Genomic DNA, 23723 nt, shown 5'->3' with positions numbered 1-23723 from the left:
CACAGGTCATCTTCATGTCTTCCAGACGGACTGCCGCGCGCTTCGCATGCGCGATGGCGATACTCGTTGGCCCCTGGCTGACACAGCCCGCGCACGCCCAGACCCTGACCATGCGGAGCGCGCTTTCGCGCGCGCTGGCCGCGAGCCCGCGCCTGACGGCAGCAGAGCGCGACGTCGGCATCGCCACGGGCCAGCGCATCCAGGCCGGCGCCCTGTTCAATCCGGAACTGTCCTATGAACAGGACGATTCATTCGGTTCCGGCAAATATCGCGGGACGCGATCGGCCGAGACCACGCTCCAGATCAGCCAGGCCTTCGAGCTGTTCGGCAAGCGGGAGGCACGGGTCGCGGCCGGGCAAGCCGGCATCGAAGTCGCCGCGATCCAGCGCAAAGCCGTCAGGCTGGAGGTGCTGTCGGAGACCGCGATTGCCTTCCTCAGCGTGCTCGGCGCGCAGCGGCGCATCCAGATCCTCGACGAGCAGATCGCAGCGATCGACCGCTTGACGCCGCTGCTCCGCCGCCGCGTCGAGGCCGGCGCCTCCTCGCCGGCCGAGACCGGTCGCGCCGAGGTCGCCTCAGCCCTGGTGAAGGCCGACCGCGAGCGCTTCAAGGCGACGCTGGCCAGCGCCCGGCGCGAGCTTGCGGTGCTGATGGGCGATCCCGCCGCGAAATTCGGCGAGGTGTCGGGCCGGCTCGACACCACCGGTCGGCCGCCGACGTTCCAGTCGGTCGTCGCCGCCATCGATGCCAATCCACAACTGGTGCGCTGGACCGCGGTCTACGCCCAGCGTAACGCCGAGCTGCTGCTGGCACGGCTCAAGCCTTATCCCGACGTGCGGATCGCCGCTGGCTGGCGTCATTTCAACGAGACCAATGACGATGCCGTGCGTCTGACCGTCTCGGTGCCGATCCCCGTGTTCGACCAGAACCAGGGCAACATCCTCTCCGCGCAGGAAAGCCTCGCCAAGACCAAGGCCGAGCGCGAGGCCAACCGCAACATGCTGATCGTGATCGCTGGCCGCGCTTACGACTCGCTCCAGGGCTCGCTGCGCGAGCTCGCGATATTGCGCGAGACCGCTATCCCCAAGGCCGTTGAAGCGTCGGAGGCGATCTCGCAAGGTTACGGCCAGGGCCGCTTCACCCTGCTCGAAGTGCTGGACGCCCAGGCGAGCGTTACCCAGGCGCGGCTGCGCGAGCAGGAGGCGCTGCAGAATTTCCATGCGGGCGTGGCCATCATCGAAGGCCTCGTCGGCAATCCCTTTGCGCTGGCCCGGGAGAGCGCGCGATGAAGACGTCCTCCACCATCGTCGTGGCCATCGTGGCCGCCGCACTCGGCGCTTACGGCTATTCCCTGCTCGCCCCGGCCAAGCTCGCGCATACCGAGCACGCCGAGCATTCCGGACAGAAGAAGCCGAACGACCATGTCGAGCAGGACGAGCACGGCGCCGACCGCATCCGCATCTCCGACGTCAAGCTGGCGGCGGCGGGCGTCACGCTCGCGGAGGCCGCAAGCGCGACACTGACCGACACGCTTGCCTTCAACGGCATCCTGCGCGCCAACCAGGAGGCGGTGGTTCAGGTCACACCCCGCTTTCCCGGAATTGCAAAATCGATCCAAAAGCGTATCGGCGACAAGGTCGCCAAGGACGATCTGCTCGCCGCGATCGAGAGCAACCAGAGCCTCACCGTCTACGAGCTTAAGGCGCCGATCGCGGGCACCATCATTGAGCGGCAGATCTCGCTCGGCGAATATGCCTCGGAGCAGAAGCCGGCCTTCGTCGTCGCCGACCTCTCCACCATCTGGGTCGACCTGTCGATCTACCGGCAGGACTTGAGGCGCGTCCGCCTCAACGACGAGGTGCTGATCGATCCCGACGACGGCCGCGGCGAGATCAAGGGCAAGATCTCCTACATGGCGCCGATCGGATCGAGCGAGACCCAGACCGCGCTGGCACGCGTGGTGCTACCGAATCCGGACGGACGCCTGCGTCCGGGCCTGTTCGTCACGGCACGCCTGATCCTCGCCGCACGCAACGTCGCCGTCGCCGTGCGCCGCAGCGCGATCCAGACGCTGGAGAACAGGACCATCGTGTTCGTCCGCGAGGACGGCGACAAGATCGAGGCGCGTCCCGTAGAGCTTGGGGACTCCGATCCGCGCCATGTCGAGATCAAGGCCGGCCTTGCGGCCGGCGAGCACTACGTCGCGGAGAACAGCTTCGTCGTGAAGGCGGAGATGGGCAAGGGCGAGGCCGAGCATGATTGAGCGCCTGATCGCCGTCTCGCTGCAACAACGCTGGCTGGTCCTGTTGCTCGCGCTCGGCGCCCTCGCCTTCGGCGCCTGGAACTTCCAGCGCCTTCCGATCGACGCAGTGCCTGACATCACCAATGTCCAGGTCCAGATCAACACCCGCGCGCCCGGCTACTCGCCGCTCGAGACCGAGCAGCGCATCACCTTCCCGGTCGAGACCGCGATGGGCGGCCTGCCCAAGCTCGACTACACCCGCTCGCTGTCGCGCTACGGCCTCAGCCAGGTGACGGTCGTGTTCAAGGACGGCACCGACATCTACTTCGCCCGCCAGCTCGTCGGCGAACGCATCCAGCAGGTGAAGGACCAACTTCCGGCCGGCGTCGAGGTCGCGATGGGCCCGGTCTCGACCGGGCTCGGCGAAATCTTCATGTACACCGTCGAGGCCAAGGCGGGCGCGAAGACGCAAGGCGGCCACGACTATTCGCTGACCGATCTGCGCACCGTGCAGGACTGGATCATCCGGCCGCAGCTTCGCAACGTGCCGGGCGTGATCGAGGTCAACACCATCGGCGGCTTCGAGCGGCAATTCCACGTGCTGCCTGATACCGGCAAGCTGATGGCCTACCGGCTCGGCTTTCGTGACGTCATGACGGCGCTCGCCGCCAACAACGCCAATGTCGGCGCCGGCTATATCGAGCGCAACGGCGAGCAATACCTCGTTCGCTCGCCGGGCCAGGTCGGCAATATCAGCGAGATCCAGGACATCGTGATCGGCTCGCGCGGCGGCAATCCGGTCAGGATCAGGGATGTCGCGACTGTGAAGGAAGGCCGCGATCTGCGCACGGGCGCCGCAACGCGCGATGGCGAGGAGACCGTGCTCGGCACCGCCATGCTGCTGATCGGCGAGAATAGCCGCAGCGTGGCCCGCCGCGTTGCAGCCCGTCTCGAGGACATCGGCAAATCGCTGCCCGAGGGCGTCGTGACGCGGACCGTCTACGACCGCACCGATCTGGTCGAAGCCACCATCCGCACGGTCCGGAACAACCTCCTGGAAGGCGCGGCGCTGGTCGTGGCCGTGCTGTTCCTGATCCTCGGAAACATCCGCGCCGCGCTGGTCACGGCCTGCGTCATCCCGCTGTCCATGGCCTTGACGATCACCGGCATGGTCGAGACCAAGGTCAGCGCCAACCTGATGAGTCTCGGCGCGATCGACTTCGGCATCATCGTCGACGGCGCCGTGATCATCGTCGAGAACTGCCTGCGCATGCTGGCCGCGGCCCAGCGCGAGAAAGGAAGGCTGCTCACCACGCACGAGCGGCTGCGCACGATCCTGCGCGGATCCAGCGAGGTCATCAAGCCGAGCCTGTTCGGAACGCTGATCATCGCGGTGGTCTATCTGCCCGTGCTGACGCTGACCGGCGTCGAAGGCAAGATGTTCACGCCGATGGCGCTGACGGTGCTGATGGCGCTGGGCGCTGCCGCGTTGTTCTCCGTCACCTTCGTGCCGGCGGCCGTCGCCATTTTCGTCACCGGCAAGGTGTCCGAGCACGAAAACCTGTTCATGCGGGCGGCGAAGCGCGCCTATCTTCCCCTGCTTCGCTTTGCCATCGACAACCGGGCCGCGGTCGCCATCATGGCTGTCGTCATCGTGGTCGCAAGCGGCATCGCCGCCTCGCGCATGGGCGGCGAGTTCATTCCGAGCCTGGACGAAGGCGACGTCGCGCTGGCGTCGATCCGGATTCCCGGTACCAGCCTCACCCAGTCGCTGGACCTGCAGAAGGCGCTGGAAAAGCGCATCAAGCAGATCCCTGAAGTGAAGGAGTTCTTCACCCGCATCGGTACCGCTGAGATTGCAACCGACCCGATGTCGCCAGCACAGACCGACGGCTACATCATGCTGAAGCCGCGCGCCGAATGGCCCGACCCGGACAAGCCGAAATCCGAGGTGATCGAGGCCATCGACCATGCCGCTGACGAGATTCCCGGCAGCGCCTATGAAATCTCCCAGCCGATCCAGTTCCGCGTCAACGAGCTGATCTCCGGCGTGCGCAGCGACGTCGGCGTCAAGATCTTCGGCGACGACCTCGACATCCTGCAAGGCGCCGCAAAACAGGTCGAGGCCGCGATCCGCGGCATCCGCGGCGCCAGCGACGTCAAGATCGAGCAGGTCGCGGGCCTGCCGATCCTCACCGTCCGCCTCGACCGCCAGGCGCTCGCCCGCTACGGCCTCAGCATAGGAGAGGTGCAGGGCATCGTCGAGATCGCGGTCGGCGGCAAGTCGGCCGGAAAACTGTTCGAGGGCGACCGCCGCTTCGACATCGTGGTCCGCCTGCCGGAGCACCTGCGCGGCAATCTCGAGGCGATCCGGGCCATCCCGATTCCGCTGCCGCCCGGTGAGGACGCCGGCTCCGGCACGGCCATTCGAACGGCGCTGTCCGCCTCTCCCCTCGCCCAGATGCGCTATGTGCCGCTATCGTCGGTCGCAACCGTCGATGCGACGCCCGGCCCCAACCAGATCAGCCGCGAGAACGGCAAGCGGCGCATCGTTGTCACCGCCAACGTCCGTGCGCGCGACCTCGGCTCTTTCGTCAGCGAGGCCGAGGTGGCGGTGGCGGAGAAGGTCAAGCTGCCGCCGGGCTACTGGATCGGCTGGGGCGGGCAGTTCGAGCAACTGGTCTCCGCGACCAAGCGGCTGACGATCGTGGTGCCGGTGGCGCTGCTCCTGGTGTTCCTGCTCCTGTTCATGGGGATGGGATCGGCGGCGGATGCGGCGCTGGTCTTCTCCGGCGTGCCGCTGGCGTTGACCGGCGGCGTTGCGGCGCTGCTGCTGCGCGACATTCCCTTGTCCATCAGCGCCGGCGTCGGATTCATCGCGCTGTCGGGCGTCGCCGTGCTCAACGGGCTCGTGATCATAGCGTTCATCGAGCGGCTGCGCAGCGAGGGGCGGTCCGTCGTGGAAGCCGTGCGCGAGGGCGCACTGACGCGGCTGCGGCCGGTGCTGATGACGGCCCTGGTCGCCTCACTCGGCTTCGTTCCGATGGCGCTCGCCACCGGCGCCGGCGCCGAGGTGCAGCGGCCGCTCGCGACCGTGGTGATCGGCGGCATCATCTCCTCGACGGTGCTGACGCTCCTAGTGCTGCCCGCGCTCTACGTGCTGTTCCGCCGTGACGTGGCAAGCGAAACGCCTACAATGGCGCCTGATTTGGCAGCTTCCGGGGAGCGCTAGAATTGGGCAGCCACGACCATCGCGGACATCATCACCATGATCATGCCGGCCATTCGCATGATCATGGTCATGACCATACGCATGGCCACGGCCATGCGCATGTCCATGCGCCCGCCAATTTCGGCAAGGCGTTCGCGATCGGCATTACGCTCAACACTGCGCTGGTCGTCACCGAGGCCATCTACGGCTATATCGGCAACTCCACCGCCCTGCTGGCCGACGCCGGCCATAACCTGTCCGACGTGCTTGGCCTCGTCGTGGCCTGGGGTGCGTCGATCGCGGCGCGCCGCGCCCCGAGCGGCCGCTTCACTTACGGTTTTCGCGCCTCCACCATTCTTGCGGCGCTTGCGAATGCGGTATTCCTGCTGGTCGCAACCGGCGCGATCGGCTGGGAGGCGATTTTGCGCCTGCAACAGCCGGAGCCGGTTGCGGGCGTGACCGTGATGGTGGTCGCCGGCATCGGCATCCTCATCAACGGTTTTACCGCCCTGCTGTTCGCGAGCGGACGCAAGGACGACATCAACATCGAGGGCGCCTATCTGCACATGGCCGCGGACGCCGCGGTCTCGCTCGGCGTCGTCGTCTCGGCGGCGCTGATCATCTGGACCGGCTGGCTCTGGCTCGATCCCGCCACCAGCCTCGTCATCTGCGCCACCATCCTCTGGAGCACGACCAGCCTCTTGCGCGGCTCCATCGACATGTCGATGGCAGCCGCGCCCAAGGGCACCGATCTCGCCGCGATCAGGGCGTTCCTGCTCGCGCGTCCCGGCGTCTCAGGCATCCACGATCTCCACGTCTGGCCGATCTCGACCACCGAGACGGCTCTGACCTGCCACCTCGTGATGCCCGCCGGCACCGGCGACGCGTTCCTGATGGAGACGGCGCAACTCCTGAAGACGTCGTTCCGCATCGGTCACACCACGCTTCAGGTCGAGACCCATCCCGACAACGGCTGCGCGCTGGCGCCGGATGATGTGGTGTGAGGGGGGCACAGGCCCATCAACATCGTCATTGCGAGCGCAGCGAAGCAATCCCGACTTCCTCCGCAGACATAGTCTGGATTGCTTCGTCGCAAGTGCTCCTCGCAATGACGATGAGGGGACAGCCCTACCTACACCGCCTTCGCCGTCACAACCCAGATCGCCCCCTGCAACGCGACCGACTGCCCCTTCAGGAACGGCGCCAGCATCTCGCGGATCGAGGCCTTGGCGGCCTCGTACGTCTCCGGCGGATGGCCCTGCAGCGCGCGGCTGGCCGGGCCGATCTGGAGTGCGCCGTCGACGGCGGCATCGAGGCCGCCGCCGATCGCGACATCCATCGCGAGATTATGCGGCTCCATTGCCACGTCCACGAAGCCGGCGCCCTTCAGGATACGCATCACGCGCTCCTCAGAGGCGAAGGCGAACGGGCCCGGTTCTTCCGGCCCCACCGGCGGCATCTTGGGCACGTGCTTGTAGACCGCCATCAGCGGCGCCATCATCCACGGATTCTCCTTCGGCTCACGCCAGCAGACGAAGGCGAGCCGCCCCGACGGCTTGAGCGCACGCCGCAAATTGGCGAATGACGCGACGGGATCGGCAAAGAACATCACGCCGAAGCGCGAGGCCAAGAGATCAAAACTGGCCGGCTCGAACGGGTGCACCGTCGCATCCGCCAGCACGAAATCGAGCGGCAGGCCTTTCGGCGCCAGCGCACGCGCCTGCGACAGCATCGGCTCGGAGACGTCGAGGCCGAGCGCAAAACCATCGGGCGCCACCGCCTTCGCGAACGCGAACGTCGTCGCGCCGGAGCCGCAGCCGACATCGAGGACGCGCTCGCCGGGTCTCGGTTTGGCACGGTCGATCAGAACGTCCGCGATCGGCCCGAGCAAGATCTCCTGCGCCGCGTGACGATCGGCCCATTTCTGGCCGCCAGGCCCATTCCAATAGGCGATCTGGTCGGCATTCTCTGCGTGTCCGCTGGGCTGTTCCATCTGGGGCCTCTGTCATTCGGTGCGAGGCAACACCTATCGCCCGCCCGGAAAATCCAGTCCACTCCCTGAATCGGAAGAGCCCGCAAAGCGAATTACGAAGCGGAATTGGCCGATCAGCCGCGGGGCAGACCGGCGCTTGACGGGAGCATCACCGGAGCCGGCGCGGCGGGTCTCACCCGTGCGCATTGCAGCCGCATTGGTTTCACCTAACGGCCACATCAGAATCAGATGCCGACCAGATTTCGCAGATAGGTTTATCGGTTCCTCAAACTGGAAAGGCATGACCATGCGCAGCTTCACCGCATCCGTCATCGTTGCAGCTCTCTCTCTGGGAACGCCGGCTCTCGTGCAGGCACAGGGAGCATCTTCGCAACCCGGCGCAGAGTCCCCGTCCGCTAAGTCCAGCACGGTGATCCGGAGCATACAGGTTGTAGACATAAAGGAATTGCAGCCGGCGGTGCGGGCGAAGGTCGATGAGATCGTGGCGCATACGAGCGATCAGGACATACAGTCGCTTCGGAAGACCATCGACGCCACACCGCAGGCAGCCTCCGCACTCAAGGCCAAGGGTCTGAGTTCGTCACAGGTCGTCGCGATCAACATCGCCGACGGTATCCTGACGATGTTCACCAAGACGGCCTGACAGCGGGTGGGATTCCAGGTCGAGGCGGAAGCGCGATCGTCGCCTCCTCGGTCGGATGACGACGAAAGAGGATTGCCTTGTAGCGAGCCCGTTGCAGGGCTCCTCGTGTCTAGAGCGCGATGCCGTCGGGCGCCACCGCCTTCGCGAACGCAAAAGCCCGAGCCGCAGCCGACGTTGCGCACGCTCGCCTGGCTTCGGCCTGGGGCAGTCGATCAGAACGTCCGAGATCGGCCCGAGCAAGATCTCCTGTGCCGCGTGGCGATCGCCCATTTCTGGCCGCCATGTTCATTCCAATAAGTGATCTGGTCGGCGTTCTCTTCGCGTCCGCCTGGCTGTTCGATGGGCCCCTCTGGCAGCTCGGTCGGAAGACCCGATGCGGAACCGCAAAGACGCCGTCAACCAGGGCTGGATTACCTGTCGGCGAGACAGGTTTCCGCGCTCGCCGCGTTGCACAGCGTCATGGGTTAACGGACGATGAGAGGACTTTGACGGCCGAGCAGCGCTACCCCAATGCGCTACGCAAATTCATTCGGCTGCCAGCGAGGCTCCGGTTCGCTTCGCAAGGACGCGGCGGAAGTCCGTTGCCAGCTCGTCATAATAGCGGGCGAGCTCCTCATAAAAGGCCTTCCCGGCTTCGTCGCTCGCTTCCTGAGCCGCTTTCATGCAGTGGGCGGCCTTGGCCTCGTACCTTTCCAACTTCGTGCGAAGATCACTCATCACGGCGATACTCCACGCTATTTAATGGAATTGGAACGGTGGTTCGCCGTGCGACCGAAACGATGGCGGAAGGAAGGCAATTTTGGACCCGGTACGGGTTTCTTTTTGGGCGCCCGATGTCTGGCGAAAGCCCGCTTTCACCCGTTGGGCCCCGGCGCGGCAGTCTTTGCTTGCTGCCCGTCAATGGAGTTTGAGCTGGTTTGCCCAGCCGAAACCCGCGAAGCGAATGAAGGCTGGTGGGCGGTCACGGATTCGAACCGCGGACCCTCTCGGTGTAAACGAGATGCTCTAACCAGCTGAGCTAACCGCCCTTGCCGCCTCTTTAGCCCTACGTGCCCCGAAGGGGCAAGACCCCCGCCCTAACGATGTGGACCTCAATCCTGCGGCCTCCCCGGCAGCAGCGGCACCGCGTCGATCCACACCGCCGCGGACTGGCACCAGATCTGCCTCACCGGCCGCAGCTTGTCGCGCTGGCGGATAGAGCCCCAGCGGATACCCCAATCATCGGCCTGTTCGCCCTCGCCGCTGGTGAACAGCGGGGAACCGCAGTCGGTGCAGAAGTGCTGGAAGCGCATCCACCCGTTGTCGCCGCGCTTACCGTAGATCTTCGGGGTGCCGCCGGTCAGGCGGATATCGGCCGCGGAACAGATGACTGTCACGCGGAACGGCGAGCCGGTCAGCGTCTGGCAATCGGTGCAGTGGCAGACCGAGACCGCCTCGGGGTCGATTTCGGCTTCAAATGTGATCTTCCCACAATGGCATTGCCCGTCGATCTGCATCGCTCGTCCTCTACCCCAAAACAAAAACGGCGCCCGAAGGCGCCGTTTTATCATCTTTTCAAGCTGCGATCTCAGTGAGCAGTCAGGCCGCCGGCGGCCTCATCGCCATCAGGCTTCACCGTCACCTTGGTGTCCTCTTCCCAGACGATCGGCACCGGCTTCTTGACCAGCGCCTTGGCGACGACGTCGTCCAGACGCGAGACCGGGATGATCTCCATGCCGCCCTTGATCGCATCGGAAATCTCCGTGAGATCCTTGGCGTTGTCCTCGGGGATCAGCACCGTCTTGATGCCGCCGCGGGCCGCAGCCAGCAGCTTCTCCTTGAGGCCGCCGATCGGCAGCACGCGACCGCGCAGCGTGATCTCGCCGGTCATCGCAACGTCATGGCGGACCGGAATCCCGGTCATGACCGAGATGATCGCGGTGGCCATGGCGACGCCCGCAGACGGACCGTCCTTCGGCGTCGCGCCCTCCGGCACGTGCACGTGGATGTCGCGCCGGTCGAACAGCGGCGGCTCGACGCCGTAGTTGATCGCGCGGGAGCGGACATAAGACGCCGCCGCCGAGATCGACTCCTTCATGACATCACGCAGATTGCCCGTGACCGTCATCTTGCCCTTGCCGGGCATCATGACGCCTTCGATGGTCAGCAGCTCGCCGCCGACATCGGTCCAGGCAAGGCCGGTGACGATGCCGACCTGCGGCTCGCTCTCGATCTCGCCGAAGCGGTACTTCGGCACGCCCAGAAGCTCTTCCAGAGTCTTCTCGGTGACCTTGACCGACTTCTTCTTGGAGATCATCAGCTCCTTCACCGCCTTGCGGGCGAGTGTGGAGAGCTCACGCTCCAGGTTACGCACGCCCGCTTCGCGGGTGTAGCGGCGGATCAACAGCAGCAGCGCCTCGTCATCGATCGAGAACTCCTTGGAGTCCAGGCCGTGCTTGGACACTGCGTTCGGGATCAGATGCTTGCGCGCGATCTCGACCTTCTCGTTCTCGGTGTAGCCCGCGATCCGGATGATCTCCATGCGGTCCATCAGCGGGCCCGGAATATTGAGCGTATTCGCGGTCGTGATGAACATCACGTTGGACAGATCGTAGTCGACCTCGAGATAGTGGTCGTTGAAGGTCGCGTTCTGCTCGGGGTCGAGAACCTCGAGCAGAGCCGAGGACGGGTCACCGCGGAAATCGGCGCCCATCTTGTCGATCTCGTCCAGCAGGAACAGCGGATTGGACGACTTCGCCTTGCGCATCGACTGGATGATCTTGCCGGGCATCGAGCCGATATAGGTGCGGCGGTGACCGCGGATCTCGGCCTCGTCGCGCACGCCGCCGAGCGAGACGCGCACGAATTCGCGGCCCGTCGCCTTTGCGATCGACTTGCCGAGCGAGGTCTTGCCGACGCCGGGAGGCCCGACGAGGCACAGAATCGGCCCGGTCAGCTTGTTGGCGCGCGACTGCACCGCGAGATACTCGACGATGCGCTCCTTGACCTTCTCGAGTCCGTAGTGATCGGAGTCCAGGATGGCTTGTGCCGCTTCCAGGTCCTTCTTCACCTTGGACTTCTTGTTCCACGGGATCGACAGCAGCCAGTCCAGATAGTTGCGCACGACGGTCGCTTCCGCGGACATCGGCGACATCTGGCGCAGCTTCTTCAATTCATGCTGCGCCTTCTCGCGCGCTTCCTTGGAGAGCTTGGTCTTGGCGATCTTCTCTTCGAGATCGGCGAGCTCGTCGCGACCGTCGTCGTCGCCGAGTTCCTTCTGGATCGCCTTCATCTGCTCGTTGAGATAATACTCGCGCTGGGTCTTCTCCATCTGGCGCTTGACGCGCGAGCGGATGCGCTTCTCGACCTGAAGCACCGAGATCTCGCTCTCCATCAGGCCCAGCACCTTCTCCAGGCGTGTGGTGACGGACAGCGTCTCCAGGATTCCTTGCCGATCCGCGATCTTGACGGCGAGATGCGAGGCAACGGTGTCGGCGAGCTTGGCGAAATCGGTGATCGCCTGCACGACGCCGACGACCTCGGCCGAAATCTTCTTGTTGAGCTTCACATAGCTCTCGAAGTCGGACACAACCGAGCGCGCCAGCGCTTCCGCCTCGACCGACTTCGCATCGGTGTCGGCGAGCGCGACGGCAGTCGCTTCATAGTAATCGGCGCGATCGGTGTATTTCTGCACGCGCGCACGCTCGAGCCCTTCGACCAACACCTTCACGGTGCCGTCGGGAAGCTTCAAGAGCTGGAGCACGCTGGCGAGCGTGCCGGTCTCGTAAATGGAATCGGGCGCCGGATCATCGTCGGACGCGTTCTTCTGCGTCGCGAGCATGATCAGCGCATCGTTCTTCATCACCTCTTCGAGCGCGCGGATCGACTTCTCGCGGCCGACGAAGAGCGGCACGATCATGTGCGGGAAGACGACGATATCGCGCAACGGCAACACGGGGTAAGCGTGCGTTTCGCCATGGACGATGGTTGGCCGGGGTTTGGGATTAGTCATGGCCTTTTCCTTTTGCTTTGCCCCCTTGCACGCAGCCCGCAGATCATGCGCAACCGCCACAAGGTGCCGAGGTGATCCGCAAAACCGGTCGGTCCTTTTGCGAGTTGGACCGGCTTGCCGGATCGGAACTGAGGCGAATCTTGAAGAGAATTTTCGCTCGCCGTCGACATTAGGTGGCTATCGACCCGGGGGGTGTCAAGTCATCGAAAAACGCGCGCCATCAGGCGCTTACGCACGCAGGTAAGCGACGCAACACCGGCTGCGGAGATACACATCCGCAGCCCAACTTGACGAGACAATTGGAGCGTTCCAGCGCCGAAAGATCAGGCGCTGGCGTTCTCGACGGCGCGATCGGACCGATCGGCGTAGATGTAGAGCGGACGCGCCGTGCCTTCCACGACTTCTCGCGAAATCACGACCTCTTCCACACCTTCCAGGCCGGGCAGATCGAACATGGTCTCGAGCAGGATCGCTTCGAGGATCGAACGCAGGCCGCGCGCGCCGGTCTTGCGCTCGATCGCCTTGCGGGCGACCGCGCCAAGCGCCTCGTCGGCGAAGGTCAGCTCGATGTTCTCCATCTCGAACAGCCGCTGGTACTGTTTCACCAGCGCGTTCTTCGGCTCGGTCAAGATCTTCTTCAGCGAGGTCTCGTCCAGGTCCTCGAGCGTCGCCACGACGGGCAGACGGCCGACGAACTCGGGGATGAGGCCGTACTTCAGGAGGTCCTCCGGCTCGACGTGACGGAAGATCTCGCCGGTACGGCGATCCTCCGGCGCAAGCACCTGGGCACCGAAGCCGATCGAGGTCGACCGCCCGCGCGCCGAGATGATCTTCTCGAGGCCGGCGAAGGCGCCGCCGCAGATGAACAGGATATTGGTGGTATCCACTTGCAGGAATTCCTGCTGCGGATGCTTGCGGCCGCCCTGCGGCGGGACCGAAGCCACGGTGCCTTCCATGATCTTGAGCAGCGCCTGCTGCACGCCCTCACCCGACACGTCGCGCGTGATCGAGGGATTGTCGGACTTGCGGCTGATCTTGTCGATTTCGTCGATGTAGACGATGCCGCGCTGGGCGCGCTCAACGTTGTAGTCGGCGGCCTGAAGCAGCTTCAGGATGATGTTCTCGACGTCCTCGCCGACATAGCCGGCTTCCGTCAGCGTCGTCGCGTCCGCCATCGTGAACGGCACGTCCAGGATGCGGGCGAGCGTCTGCGCGAGCAGCGTCTTGCCCGAGCCGGTCGGACCGATCAGCAGGATGTTCGACTTCGCGAGCTCGACGTCGTTGTGCTTGGTCTGGTGGTTGAGGCGCTTGTAGTGATTGTGCACCGCGACCGACAGGACCTTCTTCGCATGACTCTGGCCGATCACGTAGTCGTCCAGGACCTTGCAGATTTCCTTCGGCGTCGGAATGCCGTCGCGCGACTTGACCAGCGAGGATTTGTTCTCCTCGCGGATGATGTCCATGCAGAGCTCGACGCACTCGTCGCAAATGAAGACCGTGGGACCCGCGATCAGTTTGCGGACTTCGTGCTGGCTCTTGCCGCAGAACGAGCAATATAGCGTGTTCTTGGAGTCGCTCGTGCCGACCTTACTCATTCATGTCTCCGTCCGCGGTTCGATCCCGTTCCGCTCGATCGCTCCATTCCGACACGATGGTCGGTATGAAGCTCAAATAGAGCAAATTCCGTACCAATAAAGACCCTACGCGTTACATCCCGTGCGAATCACGGTCACTCGATTCTCCCGCGATCATAGCCGATCAGTCGTAGCCAACCATGCTGTCACCCGACTATCAAGAATTCGCTAATCGGGGGTCGCCGGCTACCCGTGACAATACCGTGATTTCCGGTCTTGGCACGGGCGAAGTGATCGAAATCACCCCGGCGTTGCTGGATTGCCACGAAAAACAAGCACGAAAGCGGAACTTTCTGCCTGTCGCAGGGCGCAAAACCGAGTTTTTGCGATGCGCCACGCGCACCTAACGTGAACATCGCCCTGACGGTAAGCGGCGATCCCGAGGGATCGCCGTTACGCCCCAGTAGTGCTACGGGACCTTCGTCAGCGCCGGCTCCTCGGCGCGCTTGTCGAGGACCTTGTCGATCAGGCCGAACTCCTTGGCGTCGTTGGCCGTCAGGAACTTGTCGCGTTCCAGCGCGTCCTCGATCGTCTTGTAGGTCTGGCCTGTGTGCTTCACGTAAATCTCGTTGAGCCGCTTCTTCAGGTTCAGGATTTCCTGCGCGTGCAGCATGATGTCGGTCGCCTGCCCCTGGAAGCCGCCGGAGGGCTGGTGCACCATGATGCGCGCATTCGGCAGCGAGAAGCGGTTATCCTTCTCGCCGGCGCAGAGCAGCAGCGAGCCCATCGAGGCGGCCTGCCCCGTGCATAGCGTGTGCACCGGCGGGCGGATGAACTGCATGGTGTCGTAGATCGCTAGGCCCGACGTCACCACGCCACCCGGCGAGTTGATGTACATCGAGATTTCCTTCTTCGGATTTTCCGCCTCGAGGAACAGCAACTGCGCGACGATCAGCGTCGACATGCCGTCCTCGACCGGACCCGTCACGAAGATGATGCGCTCCTTCAGGAGGCGCGAGAAAATATCGTAGGCGCGCTCGCCACGGTTGGTCTGCTCGACCACCATGGGCACGAGGTTCATGTAGGTTTCAACCGGATCGCGCATGAGTCACCTAGGGTTTTCGGAGACGGACACCGCCGGGCCTGGCTGCCAGTTTGGCTGGATTTGCCGGAAGGGCGGATGGACGTCCTGTGATGCAGGAACTTGGTAGAGGTAGAAGGCGTACCGACAGATATAGCCCAATTCGCGCCTGACAAGTGCGGAGCGCATTAAGGCTTAATCCATCGGGCAGTTGAAGCTGATTCGCACAAAGAGGCCCAGCCGGCCATCTGGCTAGCTGGGCCCCTTCGCTGATCATCCTTAATACAAGACTGTCTCAAAGCCTTCAGGCAGCGCTCTTTTCCGCCTCGTCGTCCTTGTAGAGGTCCTCACGCGAAACCTTCGTCTCGGTCACGTTGGCGAGTTCGAGGATGAAGTCGACGACCTTGTCCTCATAGATCGGTGCACGAAGCTGGGCCAGCGCCTGGGCGTTGCTGCGATAGTAGTCCCAGACTTCCTTCTCGCGGCCGGGCATCTGGCGGGCACGCTCGATCACGGCGCGGCCGACCTCGTCGTCGGTCACGGTGATCTTGTTCTTCTCGCCGATCTCGGAGAGCACGAGGCCGAGCCGCACGCGGCGGTCAGCGATCTTGCGGTACTCTTCCTTCGCCTTGTCCTCGGTGGTGTCCTCGTCGGCGAAGGTCTTGCCGGCGGAGTCCATCTCGGCCTTGACCGAGTTCCACATCAGATTGAACTCCTCGTCGACGAGCGACGGGGGCGCCTCGAAGCGGTGCGCCTCGTCGAGACGATCGAGCAGCGCGCGCTTGACACGCTGGCGCGTCGCGGTCGCGAACTCGGCGGTCAGCCGCTCGCGTGCGGCCTCCTTCAGCTTGTCGAGCGATTCAAGGCCCAGCGTCTTGGCGAATTCGTCGTCGATCGCGAGATCCTGTGGCGCCTCGATCAGCGTCGCGGTGGTCTCGAACTCGGCCGGCTGGCCGGCGAGCTTGTCGTTCATGTAGTTCTTCGGGAACGAGACTTTCAGCGTGCGCGTCTCATTGGCGCCGATGCCGATCAGCTGCTCCTCGAAGCCGGGGATGAAGGTGTTGGAGCCGATGGCGACCTGGATGCCCTCGCCGGTGCCACCCTCGAACACTTCGCCGTTGATGCTGCCTTTGAAGTTGATGGTGACGCGATCGCCCGAGTCGGCCTTGGCGCCCTCGCCCTTGTCGGCAAAGGCGCGGTTGGAATCAGCGATGCGCTTGATCGCCTCGTCGACGTCGGCGTCGGTGACCTCGGCGACCGGCTTGTCGACCTGGAAGGTCTTGAAGTCGGCGAGCGCAATCGACGGCACCACTTCGATCGCGACCGTGTAGGTCAGATCGGTTTTGCCCGAGAGCAGCTCCTCGACCTCGGCCTGCTCGCTCGGCATGGTGATCTTCGGCTCGGTCGCGAGGCGGAAGCCGCGCTCGGAGAACAGCTGCGTGTTGGTGTCGCGGATGGTCTGGTCGATGGTCTCGGCCATCACCGAACGGCCATAGACCTTCTTCAGATGAGCGACCGGCACCTTGCCGGGGCGGAAGCCGTTGATGCGAACCTTATCCTTGAGGTCGACGAGCTTGGCACCGGCCTTGGCGTCGAGATCAGACGCGGGAACGCTGATCTTGAACTCGTGCTTCAAACCTTCCGCGAGGGTTTCTGTGACCTGCATGGCGTCCAATCTTCTTCTCGTTCGGCCCCGGCGCGCATGCGTCGGGACGCTGTCATTAATCGATCCGGCGCGAGGCAAACGCCTCAACGCCGGTGGCTCATTCGGACCGGCTCCAGGCGGACAAACATCCACGAGGAAGCAGGTCTCGTAATCCGTGCAAACGCGATAAGCGCTTGGTGCGGGCGGAGGGACTCGAACCCCCACAACTTTCGTCACTGGAACCTAAATCCAGCGCGTCTACCAGTTCCGCCACGCCCGCGTGAATTTGCATCAAGACCGGCCGCGATGCCGCGGGCGGCCGGGCTTATAGCATGTGCCTGACTGTTCGCAGCAAAAAAATGGCCCGATGGAGGCAGGCTTCAAGTAGGCACTGCGGCTGGACTTATCCAGCGCGGCGTGGTCCGGATCGGGCCATGACAGCGTGGATTCTCGACCCGAGCCGACGCGAGGTTTTGGCCGGACTTTTGACCGGACTTGGCGCCTGCGCCACGGGGGTGGTCGGCGGTGGCGCCGGCCCGCTCGTGACTGCCCAGCTCGCTCTCCAGGCAAGGCCAACCACGTTGGTTTTGAGGCCGGGTCAGCCGCCTACACCAATCTGGGAGCTGGCTGCCGTAAGCCACATTGGGGACGTTCGTCTCAAGCGCGGGGACCGCTGTCAGGTGGTCTTTCGCAACGACCTGCCTGTCCCGCTTGCCCCAGTCTGGTACGGCCTGAACGGTCCGGCCGCGGCCGATCCGCTGCGGGGGCGCGCGCCGACTGCACCGGACGCGACTGAAACATCAATTATTTCAATATCTAACGCAGGAACCCTGCTGGCCGACTTTCGTCTGTTCGAGGATGGCCTGAAGGCGCCTGCGCGCCCGCTGCCGATCATCGCCCGGGAAGCAAGCCCGGTTGCCGTCGATCGTGACGAGGTTCTATTGATCGAGGAATGGCACCTGCGGCCAGACGGCAGCGCGATTCCTCCGGGTCGAGACCCGAAGGACACGACAGCGCTCTATACGATGAACGGGCGGACTTCATTCGAACTCTCAGCCGCAGCCAATGAACGGCTGCGGCTGCGCTTTATCAACGGCTCCCAACGTTCTGTTCTGGCGATTAAATTGGAAAACCACGACGTCCGCGTGATGGCCCTGGACGGGCAGCCGGCGGAACCGTTTCCGGCGCGCAATGGCGCCTTGGTGCTGGCCCCCGGCGCACGCGCCGACGCCATTGTAGATACGGCCACATCGGCCCCATTCCTGCTTCATGATGGGAAGGAAGCGCGCCAGATCGGCAAGCTCGCAATATCTGGCTATCGGGAGCGGCGCGCTCCCCTATTTGAACCACAGCCGCTCCCTTCGAACGACCTTCCCGAGAAGCTCGATCTGAAAGGCGCCCTGCGGTTCGATGTCGCGCTCGGCGCGGCCGACGCCGGTTGGATACGGCCGGCAAGTTTCTCCACCGCATCCGCCCCCGCCTTTCGCGCCAAGGCCGGCCGCACTGTCGTGCTGGCCCTGAAGAACCCTGCCCCCGTCACCACGATCTTCCACCTGCACGGCCACCACTTCCGCCTGCTCGACAAGCTCGACGACGGCTGGAAGCCCTACTGGCTCGACACGCTCGCGATCGAGCCCGGCCAGACCCAGCGCATCGCGTTCGCGGCGACCTCACCCGGACGATGGCTGATCGAATCCGTCGCAATCGACTGGGCCGCGCCGCGGCTGGTGCGGTGGTATGGCGTGGAGTGAGCGCCTATTGGCGCGTCCAGAGGTAGCGAATGTCGGGCTCTTTCTCTTCGTTCCGCGCGCCGTCGGTCTGCTCGACCTGTGCGAAGTCCTGCGCTTCATAGAAGCGCCGCGCCCGCGCGTTGCGCTGGAAAGTCCAGAGCTCAAGCCGGTCGCAGGCCCCTTTGGCGACGTCGAGAAGTCCGGTGCCGACGCCGCGCCCCTGCGCTGTGGGAAGCACATAAAGCTGCTCGATCCAGCCCTCACGGAACGCGATGATCCCACTCAACACTTCGGCCTCGAAGTGTCCCCACACGCGGCACGTCAGAAAGACACGCTCGCGGTAGAACCAGCGGTCCTCGTCCGGCGTATGCAACCCAACGAGCCACGGCATCGCCCGGTCGAACGCAATCCGATGGACCTGCGCGGCCGCGCCCATGTCAGTGAGCGCGAGCTGCCTGAGCACTAAAACTCCACCCCGAGGACATCGTAGATTCGCCGATGCACGGCCGGCAGTGTCTCGGTGAGATCCTCCGCGATCAGCCCGGGGCCCGCTTCGCTTGCCGCCTCGCCATGCATCCACACGCCGATGCCGGCGGCTTCGAAGGCCGGCACGCCCTGTGCCAGAAGCCCTGCGATGATGCCGGCGAGCACGTCACCGGCGCCGGCTGTCGCCAGCCAGGGCGGCGCGTTGGCGGCGATGGTGGCGCGGCCGTCGGGGGCGGCGATGGTGGTATCCGGGCCCTTCAGCAGCACGACGGCGCCGCAACGCTCGGCGGCGGCACGCACGCGCTCGAGCTTCGAGCGGTGCGGATTCTTGTTGCTGAGGTCGGAGAAAAGGCGCGGAAACTCGCCCTCGTGCGGCGTCAGCACCACCGCATTGTCCTGCGAGGATTTGATCGATTCGAACAGCCGCTCGGGATTTGCGGCAAAGCTCGTCAGCGCGTCCGCATCCAGCACCAGGTGGCGCTGCGCCGTCAGTGCGGTGTGGACCATGTCACAGGTGCGCTCGCCAACGCCCGCGCCGGGGCCGATGATGCAGGTATTATAGCGCTTGTCGCCGAGCAGCTCGCCGAACTCGACCGCGGTATCGACCGGGCGGACCATGACCGCGGTCAGCGCACCCGCGTTGATCGCGAGCGCATCGCGCGGGCTCGCCAGCGTCACAAGGCCCGCGCCGGAGCGCAGCGCCCCGCGCGCGGCGAGTCGCGCAGCTCCCGTCGCGGCCGCGTCACCGGAGACCGCCAGCACGTGGCCTCGCGCGAATTTGTGGCCGTCGATGCGCGGCACCGGAAAGGCGGCGCCCCAAAAATCCGGATCGTTCTCGAAGGTCTGTGGGGCGATCTCGTCCAGCACGCCGGCGTCGATGCCGATATCGGCGACGCGCACGCGGCCGCAATGCATGCGGCCTGGCAGCAAGAGATGCGCCGGCTTCTTGCGGAAGAAGGTGACGGTCTCGCCGGCATTCACCGCAACGCCCATCACGGCCGCGCTGGTGCCGTTGATTCCACTCGGCAGGTCGATGGCCAGCACCGGCGCGCCGTTGGCGTTGATCGCCTCGATCATTGCGCGCGCCTCGTCGTCGACGGGACGGCTGAGGCCCGCGCCGAACAGCGCATCGATGATCAGCACAGGTCTTCCGATCGCCTGCGGATTGAACGGCAGCACCGGATGCTTCCAGCCGCGCGCGGCCGAGGCGGCATCTCCCTGGAGCTGGTCGCGCTCGCACATCAGGATCACCGAGACCTCGCGGCCCTGGGCGGCGAGCTCGGCGGCTGCGACGAAACCGTCGCCGCCATTGTTGCCGGGGCCGGCCACGATCAGGATCGGCCCCTCCTCCACCAGCGCATTGGCGGCCTCGGCGACCGCCTGGCCCGCGCTCAGCATCAGCTTGAAACCGGGCGTGCCGGCCGCAATGCTGAGCTGGTCGGCCCGCTGCATTTCCGCGTTGGTCAGAACTTCCATGCCACTTCCCTGGTCCGAACGCCTTTACAACGGGCACATTCCGTGCCGATCCACCCCTGAGGAACATCGATCTGCACACATATTGAACCGTTTGCCTATTTCGTAGTCTTCGGTATTTTGTGTTGGTCGGCACCACCTATCAGAGATGCTCGTTAAAAGGCTGATAACGCTCCTATAATCAGGGCATTTGCAACTTGGCATAGACCCTGCTTTCGAGGAAGCCGCTTCGGTTCGTCGTGCTCACTGGCATTTATCAGGGTGTGGCCGGCCGCCGCCGGGCTGGTCAGGCATCCCCGGTATAGCGAAGACAAGATCATGCGTTAAGGAAAGCGCATCCTGACGAAGACGTTGCTATTTGATCGAACGGCCGGGAGGCGCGCAGTGAAGAAAATCGAAGCCATCATCAAGCCATTCAAGCTCGACGAGGTGAAGGAAGCGCTTCAGGAAGTCGGCCTTCAGGGCATCACCGTCACCGAGGCCAAGGGCTTTGGCCGGCAGAAGGGGCACGCCGAACTTTACCGCGGCGCAGAATACATCGTCGACTTCCTGCCCAAGGTGAAGATCGAGATCGTGATTGGCGACGATCTGGTCGAGCGCGCCATCGACGCGATCCGCCGCGCCGCGCAGACCGGACGCATCGGCGACGGCAAGATCTTCGTCTCCAACGTCGAAGAAGCGATCCGCATCCGAACCGGCGAATCCGGGCTGGACGCTATCTGAGCCGGGTGCTATCCCGCATTTTGCGACACTCTGACAAGAAATAAGGCTGCTTCGGCGGCCTGATTTCGTTTGTGCGGTCGCGCAAAACTCGCCCAAAGCGAGAATAATTTTGCTCATCTGGAAACCGACCCGCAGAGCCAAAAGGGGTATGCATGAAGACCGCCAAAGACGTCCTGAAATCGATCAAGGACAACGACGTCAAATACGTCGACCTGCGCTTCACCGATCCGCGCGGCAAGTGGCAGCACGTCACGTTCGACGTCAGCATGATCGATGAGGACATTTTCGCCGAAGGGACGATGTTCGACGGTTCCTCGATCGCCGGATGGAAGGCGATCAACGAGTCCGACATGTGTCTGATGCCCGATCCGGTGACCGCGACGATCGATCCGTTCTTCGCCGAGACCACGATGGTCATCACCTGCGACGTGCTCGAGCCGACCACCGGCGAGCCCTACAACCGCGACCCCCGTGGCATCGCCAAGAAGGCCGAGGCCATGGTGAAGTCGATGGGCGTTGGCGATAGCGTGTTTGTCGGCCCCGAGGCCGAGTTCTTCGTGTTCGACGACGTGCGCTTCTCCGCTACCCCCTACAACACCGGTTTCCGGCTCGATTCCTCGGAGCTGCCGACCAACTCCGACACCGAATATGAGGGCGGCAATCTCGGCCACCGCATCCGAACCAAGGGCGGCTACTTCCCGGTGCCGCCGCAGGACTCCGTGCAGGACATGCGCTCGGAAATGCTCGGCGCCATGGCCAAGATGGGCGTCAAGGTCGAGAAGCACCACCACGAAGTCGCTTCTGCCCAGCACGAGCTCGGCATGAAGTTCGACACGCTGACGCTGATGGCCGACCACATGCAGATCTACAAGTACTGCATCCACCAGGTCGCGCATATCTACGGCAAGACCGCCACCTTCATGCCGAAGCCGATCTACGGCGACAACGGCTCGGGCATGCACGTGCACCAGTCGATCTGGAAGGACGGCAAGCCGGTGTTCGCCGGCAACAAATACGCCGACCTGTCGGAGACCTGCCTCCATTACATCGGCGGCATCATCAAGCACGCCAAGGCGATCAACGCCTTCACCAACCCCTCGACCAACTCCTACAAGCGTCTGGTGCCGGGCTATGAGGCGCCCGTGCTGCTCGCCTACTCCGCGCGCAACCGCTCGGCCTCCTGCCGCATCCCCTACACCGCGTCGCCGAAGGCCAAGCGTGTCGAGGTGCGCTTCCCCGATCCGATGGCCAATCCCTATCTCGGCTTCGCCGCGATGCTGATGGCCGGCCTCGACGGCATCAAGAACAAGATCGATCCGGGTCCGGCGATGGACAAGGATCTCTACGATCTGCCGAAGGAAGAGCTGAAGCAGATCCCGACGGTGTGCGGCTCGCTCCGCGAGGCGCTCGAAAACCTCGACAAGGACCGCGCCTTCCTCAAGGCCGGCGGCGTGTTCGACGACGACTTCATCGACAGCTATATCGAACTGAAGATGACCGAGGTCGAGCGCTTCGAGATGACCCCGCACCCGGTCGAGTTCGAGATGTACTATTCGGGCTAAGTCGCTCGAACAGGACGAGACAAGCAAAAGGCGCTCCGAAAGGGGCGCCTTTTCGCTTTGGGGGATTGTAGGGTGGGTTAGCCATGCAGATGCGCGAAGCGCATTTGCACGGCGTAACCCACCTCTTCTGTCTCTCCGAATATGAACAGTGGTGGGTTACGCCTTCGGCTAACCCACCCTACCAAACGACTTCCTCATCACCACGTCGCCGTAAAAGCCTTCTGCAGTTCGGCCGGCGCCGTCACGCCGCTCGCGATCAGCAATTGGGTGAGAACGCGCGCCTTCTGGGGATTGAGGTCCTCGGACACGACGAACCCGTTCTTGTCGTCATCGACCTCGACGTTCCGGGTGACGAAGCCGGACCTCACGCGCGTGGACCGGACGACAATGATGCCCTTCTTCGCCGCCGCTTCGAGCGCATCGAGCGCCGCCTTCGACGTGTTGCCGTCGCCGACGCCGGCCAGCACGATGCCCTTGGCGCCGTGCGAAATGGCGTCCTCGATCGGAACGGCATCCATGTTGGCGTGCGAGTAGACGATCGCGACGCGCGGCAATTGCTCGCCGGCAGGCAGCTGATAGGTCGCGCGCTTGAAGCCGGCGGCCTGGGTCATGAACCGGATGCCGCCGGCGGTGTCGACATAGCCGATCGGCCCGTCATTGGGCGAGCTGAACGTCTCAATGCTTGTGGTGTTGGTCTTGGTGACCGAGCGGGCGCCTTGGATCTTGTCGTTCAGCACGGCCATCACGCCTCGCCCGCGCGAGCGGGGATCGGCGGCCACCTGCACCGCTTCATAGAGATTGCCGGGGCCGTCCGCGCTCACGGCCGTGGCCGGGCGCATCGAGCCGACGATCACCACCGGCTTGTCGCCGCGCACCACGTTGTCGAGAAAGAACGCGGTCTCCTCGAGCGTATCGGTGCCGTGGGTGATGATGATGCCATCGGCTTCGTTCTTGTCGAAGGCCTCCTGGATGCGACGGGCCAGCGCAAACCAGACCTTGTCGTTCATGTCCTGCGACCCGATCGACGAAATCTGCTCGGCGTTCAGCTTTGCGACCTTGTCAAGGCCCGGCACCGACTGCATCAGCTGCTCGCCCGTGATCTGGGCGGATTTGTAGGCGCCCGTCGCGCGCGGGTCGGCCTGGCCGGCGATGGTACCACCCGTCGCCAGCACGAGGATGCGGGGCAGGCCGGCGGCCGGCGCGTCCTTGCCCGGTTCTGCGGCCTGCACGGCTACGCCCCCGCAAGCCCAAAGTGTAAGGGCGAACAGGGGAATGGTAAGCATTGAAATCCAGCTTTGGCGGCGACCGGCGGCACTGGCGGTAGGCGTCGTCATCGAATTGTCCTCCCGTTTAAGTAGGGATCGACATT

The 23723-nt window shown here is 64.2% G+C and carries 19 protein-coding genes, 2 tRNA genes and 1 pseudogene; 9 read left to right on the top strand and 13 right to left on the bottom strand.

Annotation, left to right across the window (positions count from 1 at the left end; translation table 11 throughout):
* Window positions 1-14 precede the first annotated feature (14 nt).
* The 4 genes from ihpA to NLM27_RS11140 are packed head-to-tail and all read left to right on the top strand — an operon-like array spanning window position 15 to window position 6457.
* On the top strand, window positions 15-1289 hold the full coding sequence (gene ihpA / locus NLM27_RS11155; protein WP_254143345.1) for a divalent metal ion exporter subunit IhpA: 1275 nt from the start codon (window positions 15-17) through the stop codon (window positions 1287-1289).
* Window positions 1286-2263, top strand: coding sequence for a divalent metal ion exporter adaptor subunit IhpB (ihpB, locus tag NLM27_RS11150; protein WP_254143344.1), 978 nt, complete (start codon window positions 1286-1288; stop codon window positions 2261-2263). Before ihpA ends, ihpB begins: the two co-directional genes overlap by 4 nt.
* A complete protein-coding gene (locus NLM27_RS11145) occupies window positions 2256-5474 on the top strand; it encodes an efflux RND transporter permease subunit (RefSeq protein WP_254143343.1) in 3219 nt (1072 codons plus the stop codon). Before ihpB ends, NLM27_RS11145 begins: the two co-directional genes overlap by 8 nt.
* Window positions 5475-5476: 2 nt before the next feature.
* Window positions 5477-6457, top strand: a complete 981-nt coding sequence (locus NLM27_RS11140) for a cation diffusion facilitator family transporter (RefSeq protein WP_254143342.1) — start codon at window positions 5477-5479, stop codon at window positions 6455-6457.
* Between the two features lie 128 nt (window positions 6458-6585).
* Here NLM27_RS11140 and NLM27_RS11135 read toward each other — a convergent pair whose 3' ends face one another.
* The gene (locus NLM27_RS11135) at window positions 6586-7446 is read right to left on the bottom strand and encodes a class I SAM-dependent methyltransferase (RefSeq protein ID WP_254143341.1); all 861 of its coding nucleotides are present in this window, start codon (window positions 7444-7446) and stop codon (window positions 6586-6588) included.
* A 286-nt stretch (window positions 7447-7732) separates the two neighbouring features.
* On the opposite strand from NLM27_RS11135, the gene NLM27_RS11130 reads away from it, so the two are divergent.
* Entirely contained in the window at window positions 7733-8089 is a 357-nt protein-coding gene (locus NLM27_RS11130) for a hypothetical protein (protein ID WP_254143340.1), read from the top strand.
* Between the two features lie 112 nt (window positions 8090-8201).
* Here NLM27_RS11130 and NLM27_RS11125 read toward each other — a convergent pair.
* The 6 genes and pseudogenes from NLM27_RS11125 to clpX form a co-directional block, all read right to left on the bottom strand.
* Window positions 8202-8430: pseudogene (locus tag NLM27_RS11125) on the bottom strand (SAM-dependent methyltransferase); the annotation flags it as partial.
* A 184-nt stretch (window positions 8431-8614) separates the two neighbouring features.
* Window positions 8615-8806, bottom strand: a complete 192-nt coding sequence (locus tag NLM27_RS11120; RefSeq protein WP_254143339.1) for a hypothetical protein — start codon at window positions 8804-8806, stop codon at window positions 8615-8617.
* Between the two features lie 234 nt (window positions 8807-9040).
* A tRNA-Val gene (locus NLM27_RS11115) sits at window positions 9041-9117 on the bottom strand.
* Window positions 9118-9180: 63 nt separating this feature from the next.
* Window positions 9181-9585 carry a GFA family protein gene (locus NLM27_RS11110; protein ID WP_254143338.1) on the bottom strand — a complete coding sequence of 135 codons (405 nt, stop codon included), beginning with the start codon at window positions 9583-9585 and terminating at the stop codon, window positions 9181-9183.
* Window positions 9586-9656: 71 nt separating this feature from the next.
* A complete protein-coding gene (lon, locus tag NLM27_RS11105) occupies window positions 9657-12080 on the bottom strand; it encodes an endopeptidase La (RefSeq protein WP_254143337.1) in 2424 nt (807 codons plus the stop codon).
* A 323-nt stretch (window positions 12081-12403) separates the two neighbouring features.
* Window positions 12404-13675 carry an ATP-dependent Clp protease ATP-binding subunit ClpX gene (clpX, locus tag NLM27_RS11100; RefSeq protein ID WP_008547851.1) on the bottom strand — a complete coding sequence of 424 codons (1272 nt, stop codon included), beginning with the start codon at window positions 13673-13675 and terminating at the stop codon, window positions 12404-12406.
* A 179-nt stretch (window positions 13676-13854) separates the two neighbouring features.
* On the opposite strand from clpX, the gene NLM27_RS11095 reads away from it, so the two are divergent.
* Complete coding sequence (locus tag NLM27_RS11095) at window positions 13855-14061, top strand: hypothetical protein (RefSeq protein ID WP_254143336.1); 207 nt, start codon at window positions 13855-13857, stop codon at window positions 14059-14061.
* A gap of 62 nt (window positions 14062-14123) precedes the next feature.
* Here NLM27_RS11095 and NLM27_RS11090 read toward each other — a convergent pair whose 3' ends face one another.
* The 3 genes from NLM27_RS11090 to NLM27_RS11080 all read right to left on the bottom strand — a co-directional run bounded on the left by NLM27_RS11090 (window position 14124) and on the right by NLM27_RS11080 (window position 16660).
* Window positions 14124-14759: an ATP-dependent Clp protease proteolytic subunit gene (locus NLM27_RS11090; protein ID WP_254143335.1), complete on the bottom strand. Its 636-nt coding sequence runs from the start codon at window positions 14757-14759 to the stop codon at window positions 14124-14126.
* A 280-nt stretch (window positions 14760-15039) separates the two neighbouring features.
* Window positions 15040-16401 (bottom strand): trigger factor, encoded by a 1362-nt coding sequence (tig, locus tag NLM27_RS11085; RefSeq protein ID WP_254143334.1) that lies wholly within the window; start codon window positions 16399-16401, stop codon window positions 15040-15042.
* Window positions 16402-16575: 174 nt separating this feature from the next.
* Window positions 16576-16660 (bottom strand) — tRNA-Leu (locus NLM27_RS11080).
* A 154-nt stretch (window positions 16661-16814) separates the two neighbouring features.
* Between NLM27_RS11080 and NLM27_RS11075 the strand changes: the two genes are divergently transcribed.
* Window positions 16815-18131 (top strand): multicopper oxidase family protein, encoded by a 1317-nt coding sequence (locus NLM27_RS11075; protein ID WP_254143333.1) that lies wholly within the window; start codon window positions 16815-16817, stop codon window positions 18129-18131.
* Between the two features lie 4 nt (window positions 18132-18135).
* Here NLM27_RS11075 and NLM27_RS11070 read toward each other — a convergent pair whose 3' ends face one another.
* On the bottom strand, window positions 18136-18573 hold the full coding sequence (locus NLM27_RS11070; protein WP_254143332.1) for a GNAT family N-acetyltransferase: 438 nt from the start codon (window positions 18571-18573) through the stop codon (window positions 18136-18138).
* Window positions 18573-20072 (bottom strand): NAD(P)H-hydrate dehydratase, encoded by a 1500-nt coding sequence (locus tag NLM27_RS11065; protein ID WP_254143331.1) that lies wholly within the window; start codon window positions 20070-20072, stop codon window positions 18573-18575. The genes NLM27_RS11070 and NLM27_RS11065 overlap by 1 nt, the downstream gene beginning before the upstream one ends.
* A 381-nt stretch (window positions 20073-20453) precedes the next feature.
* Here NLM27_RS11065 and NLM27_RS11060 point away from each other — a divergent pair, with 381 nt between their 5' ends.
* Window positions 20454-20792 carry a P-II family nitrogen regulator gene (locus tag NLM27_RS11060; RefSeq protein WP_008547883.1) on the top strand — a complete coding sequence of 113 codons (339 nt, stop codon included), beginning with the start codon at window positions 20454-20456 and terminating at the stop codon, window positions 20790-20792.
* A 152-nt stretch (window positions 20793-20944) separates the two neighbouring features.
* Window positions 20945-22354 carry a type I glutamate--ammonia ligase gene (gene glnA / locus NLM27_RS11055; protein WP_254143330.1) on the top strand — a complete coding sequence of 470 codons (1410 nt, stop codon included), beginning with the start codon at window positions 20945-20947 and terminating at the stop codon, window positions 22352-22354.
* 197 nt (window positions 22355-22551) lie between these two features.
* On the opposite strand, the gene NLM27_RS11050 is transcribed toward glnA, so the two are convergent.
* Entirely contained in the window at window positions 22552-23688 is a 1137-nt protein-coding gene (locus tag NLM27_RS11050; protein ID WP_254143329.1) for an asparaginase, read from the bottom strand.
* Window positions 23689-23723 lie beyond the last annotated feature (35 nt).

It is taken from the genome of Bradyrhizobium sp. CCGB12 (genome assembly GCF_024199845.1).
GTDB lineage: Bacteria > Pseudomonadota > Alphaproteobacteria > Rhizobiales > Xanthobacteraceae > Bradyrhizobium.
This window is presented reverse-complemented; position numbering and strand designations above follow the sequence as displayed.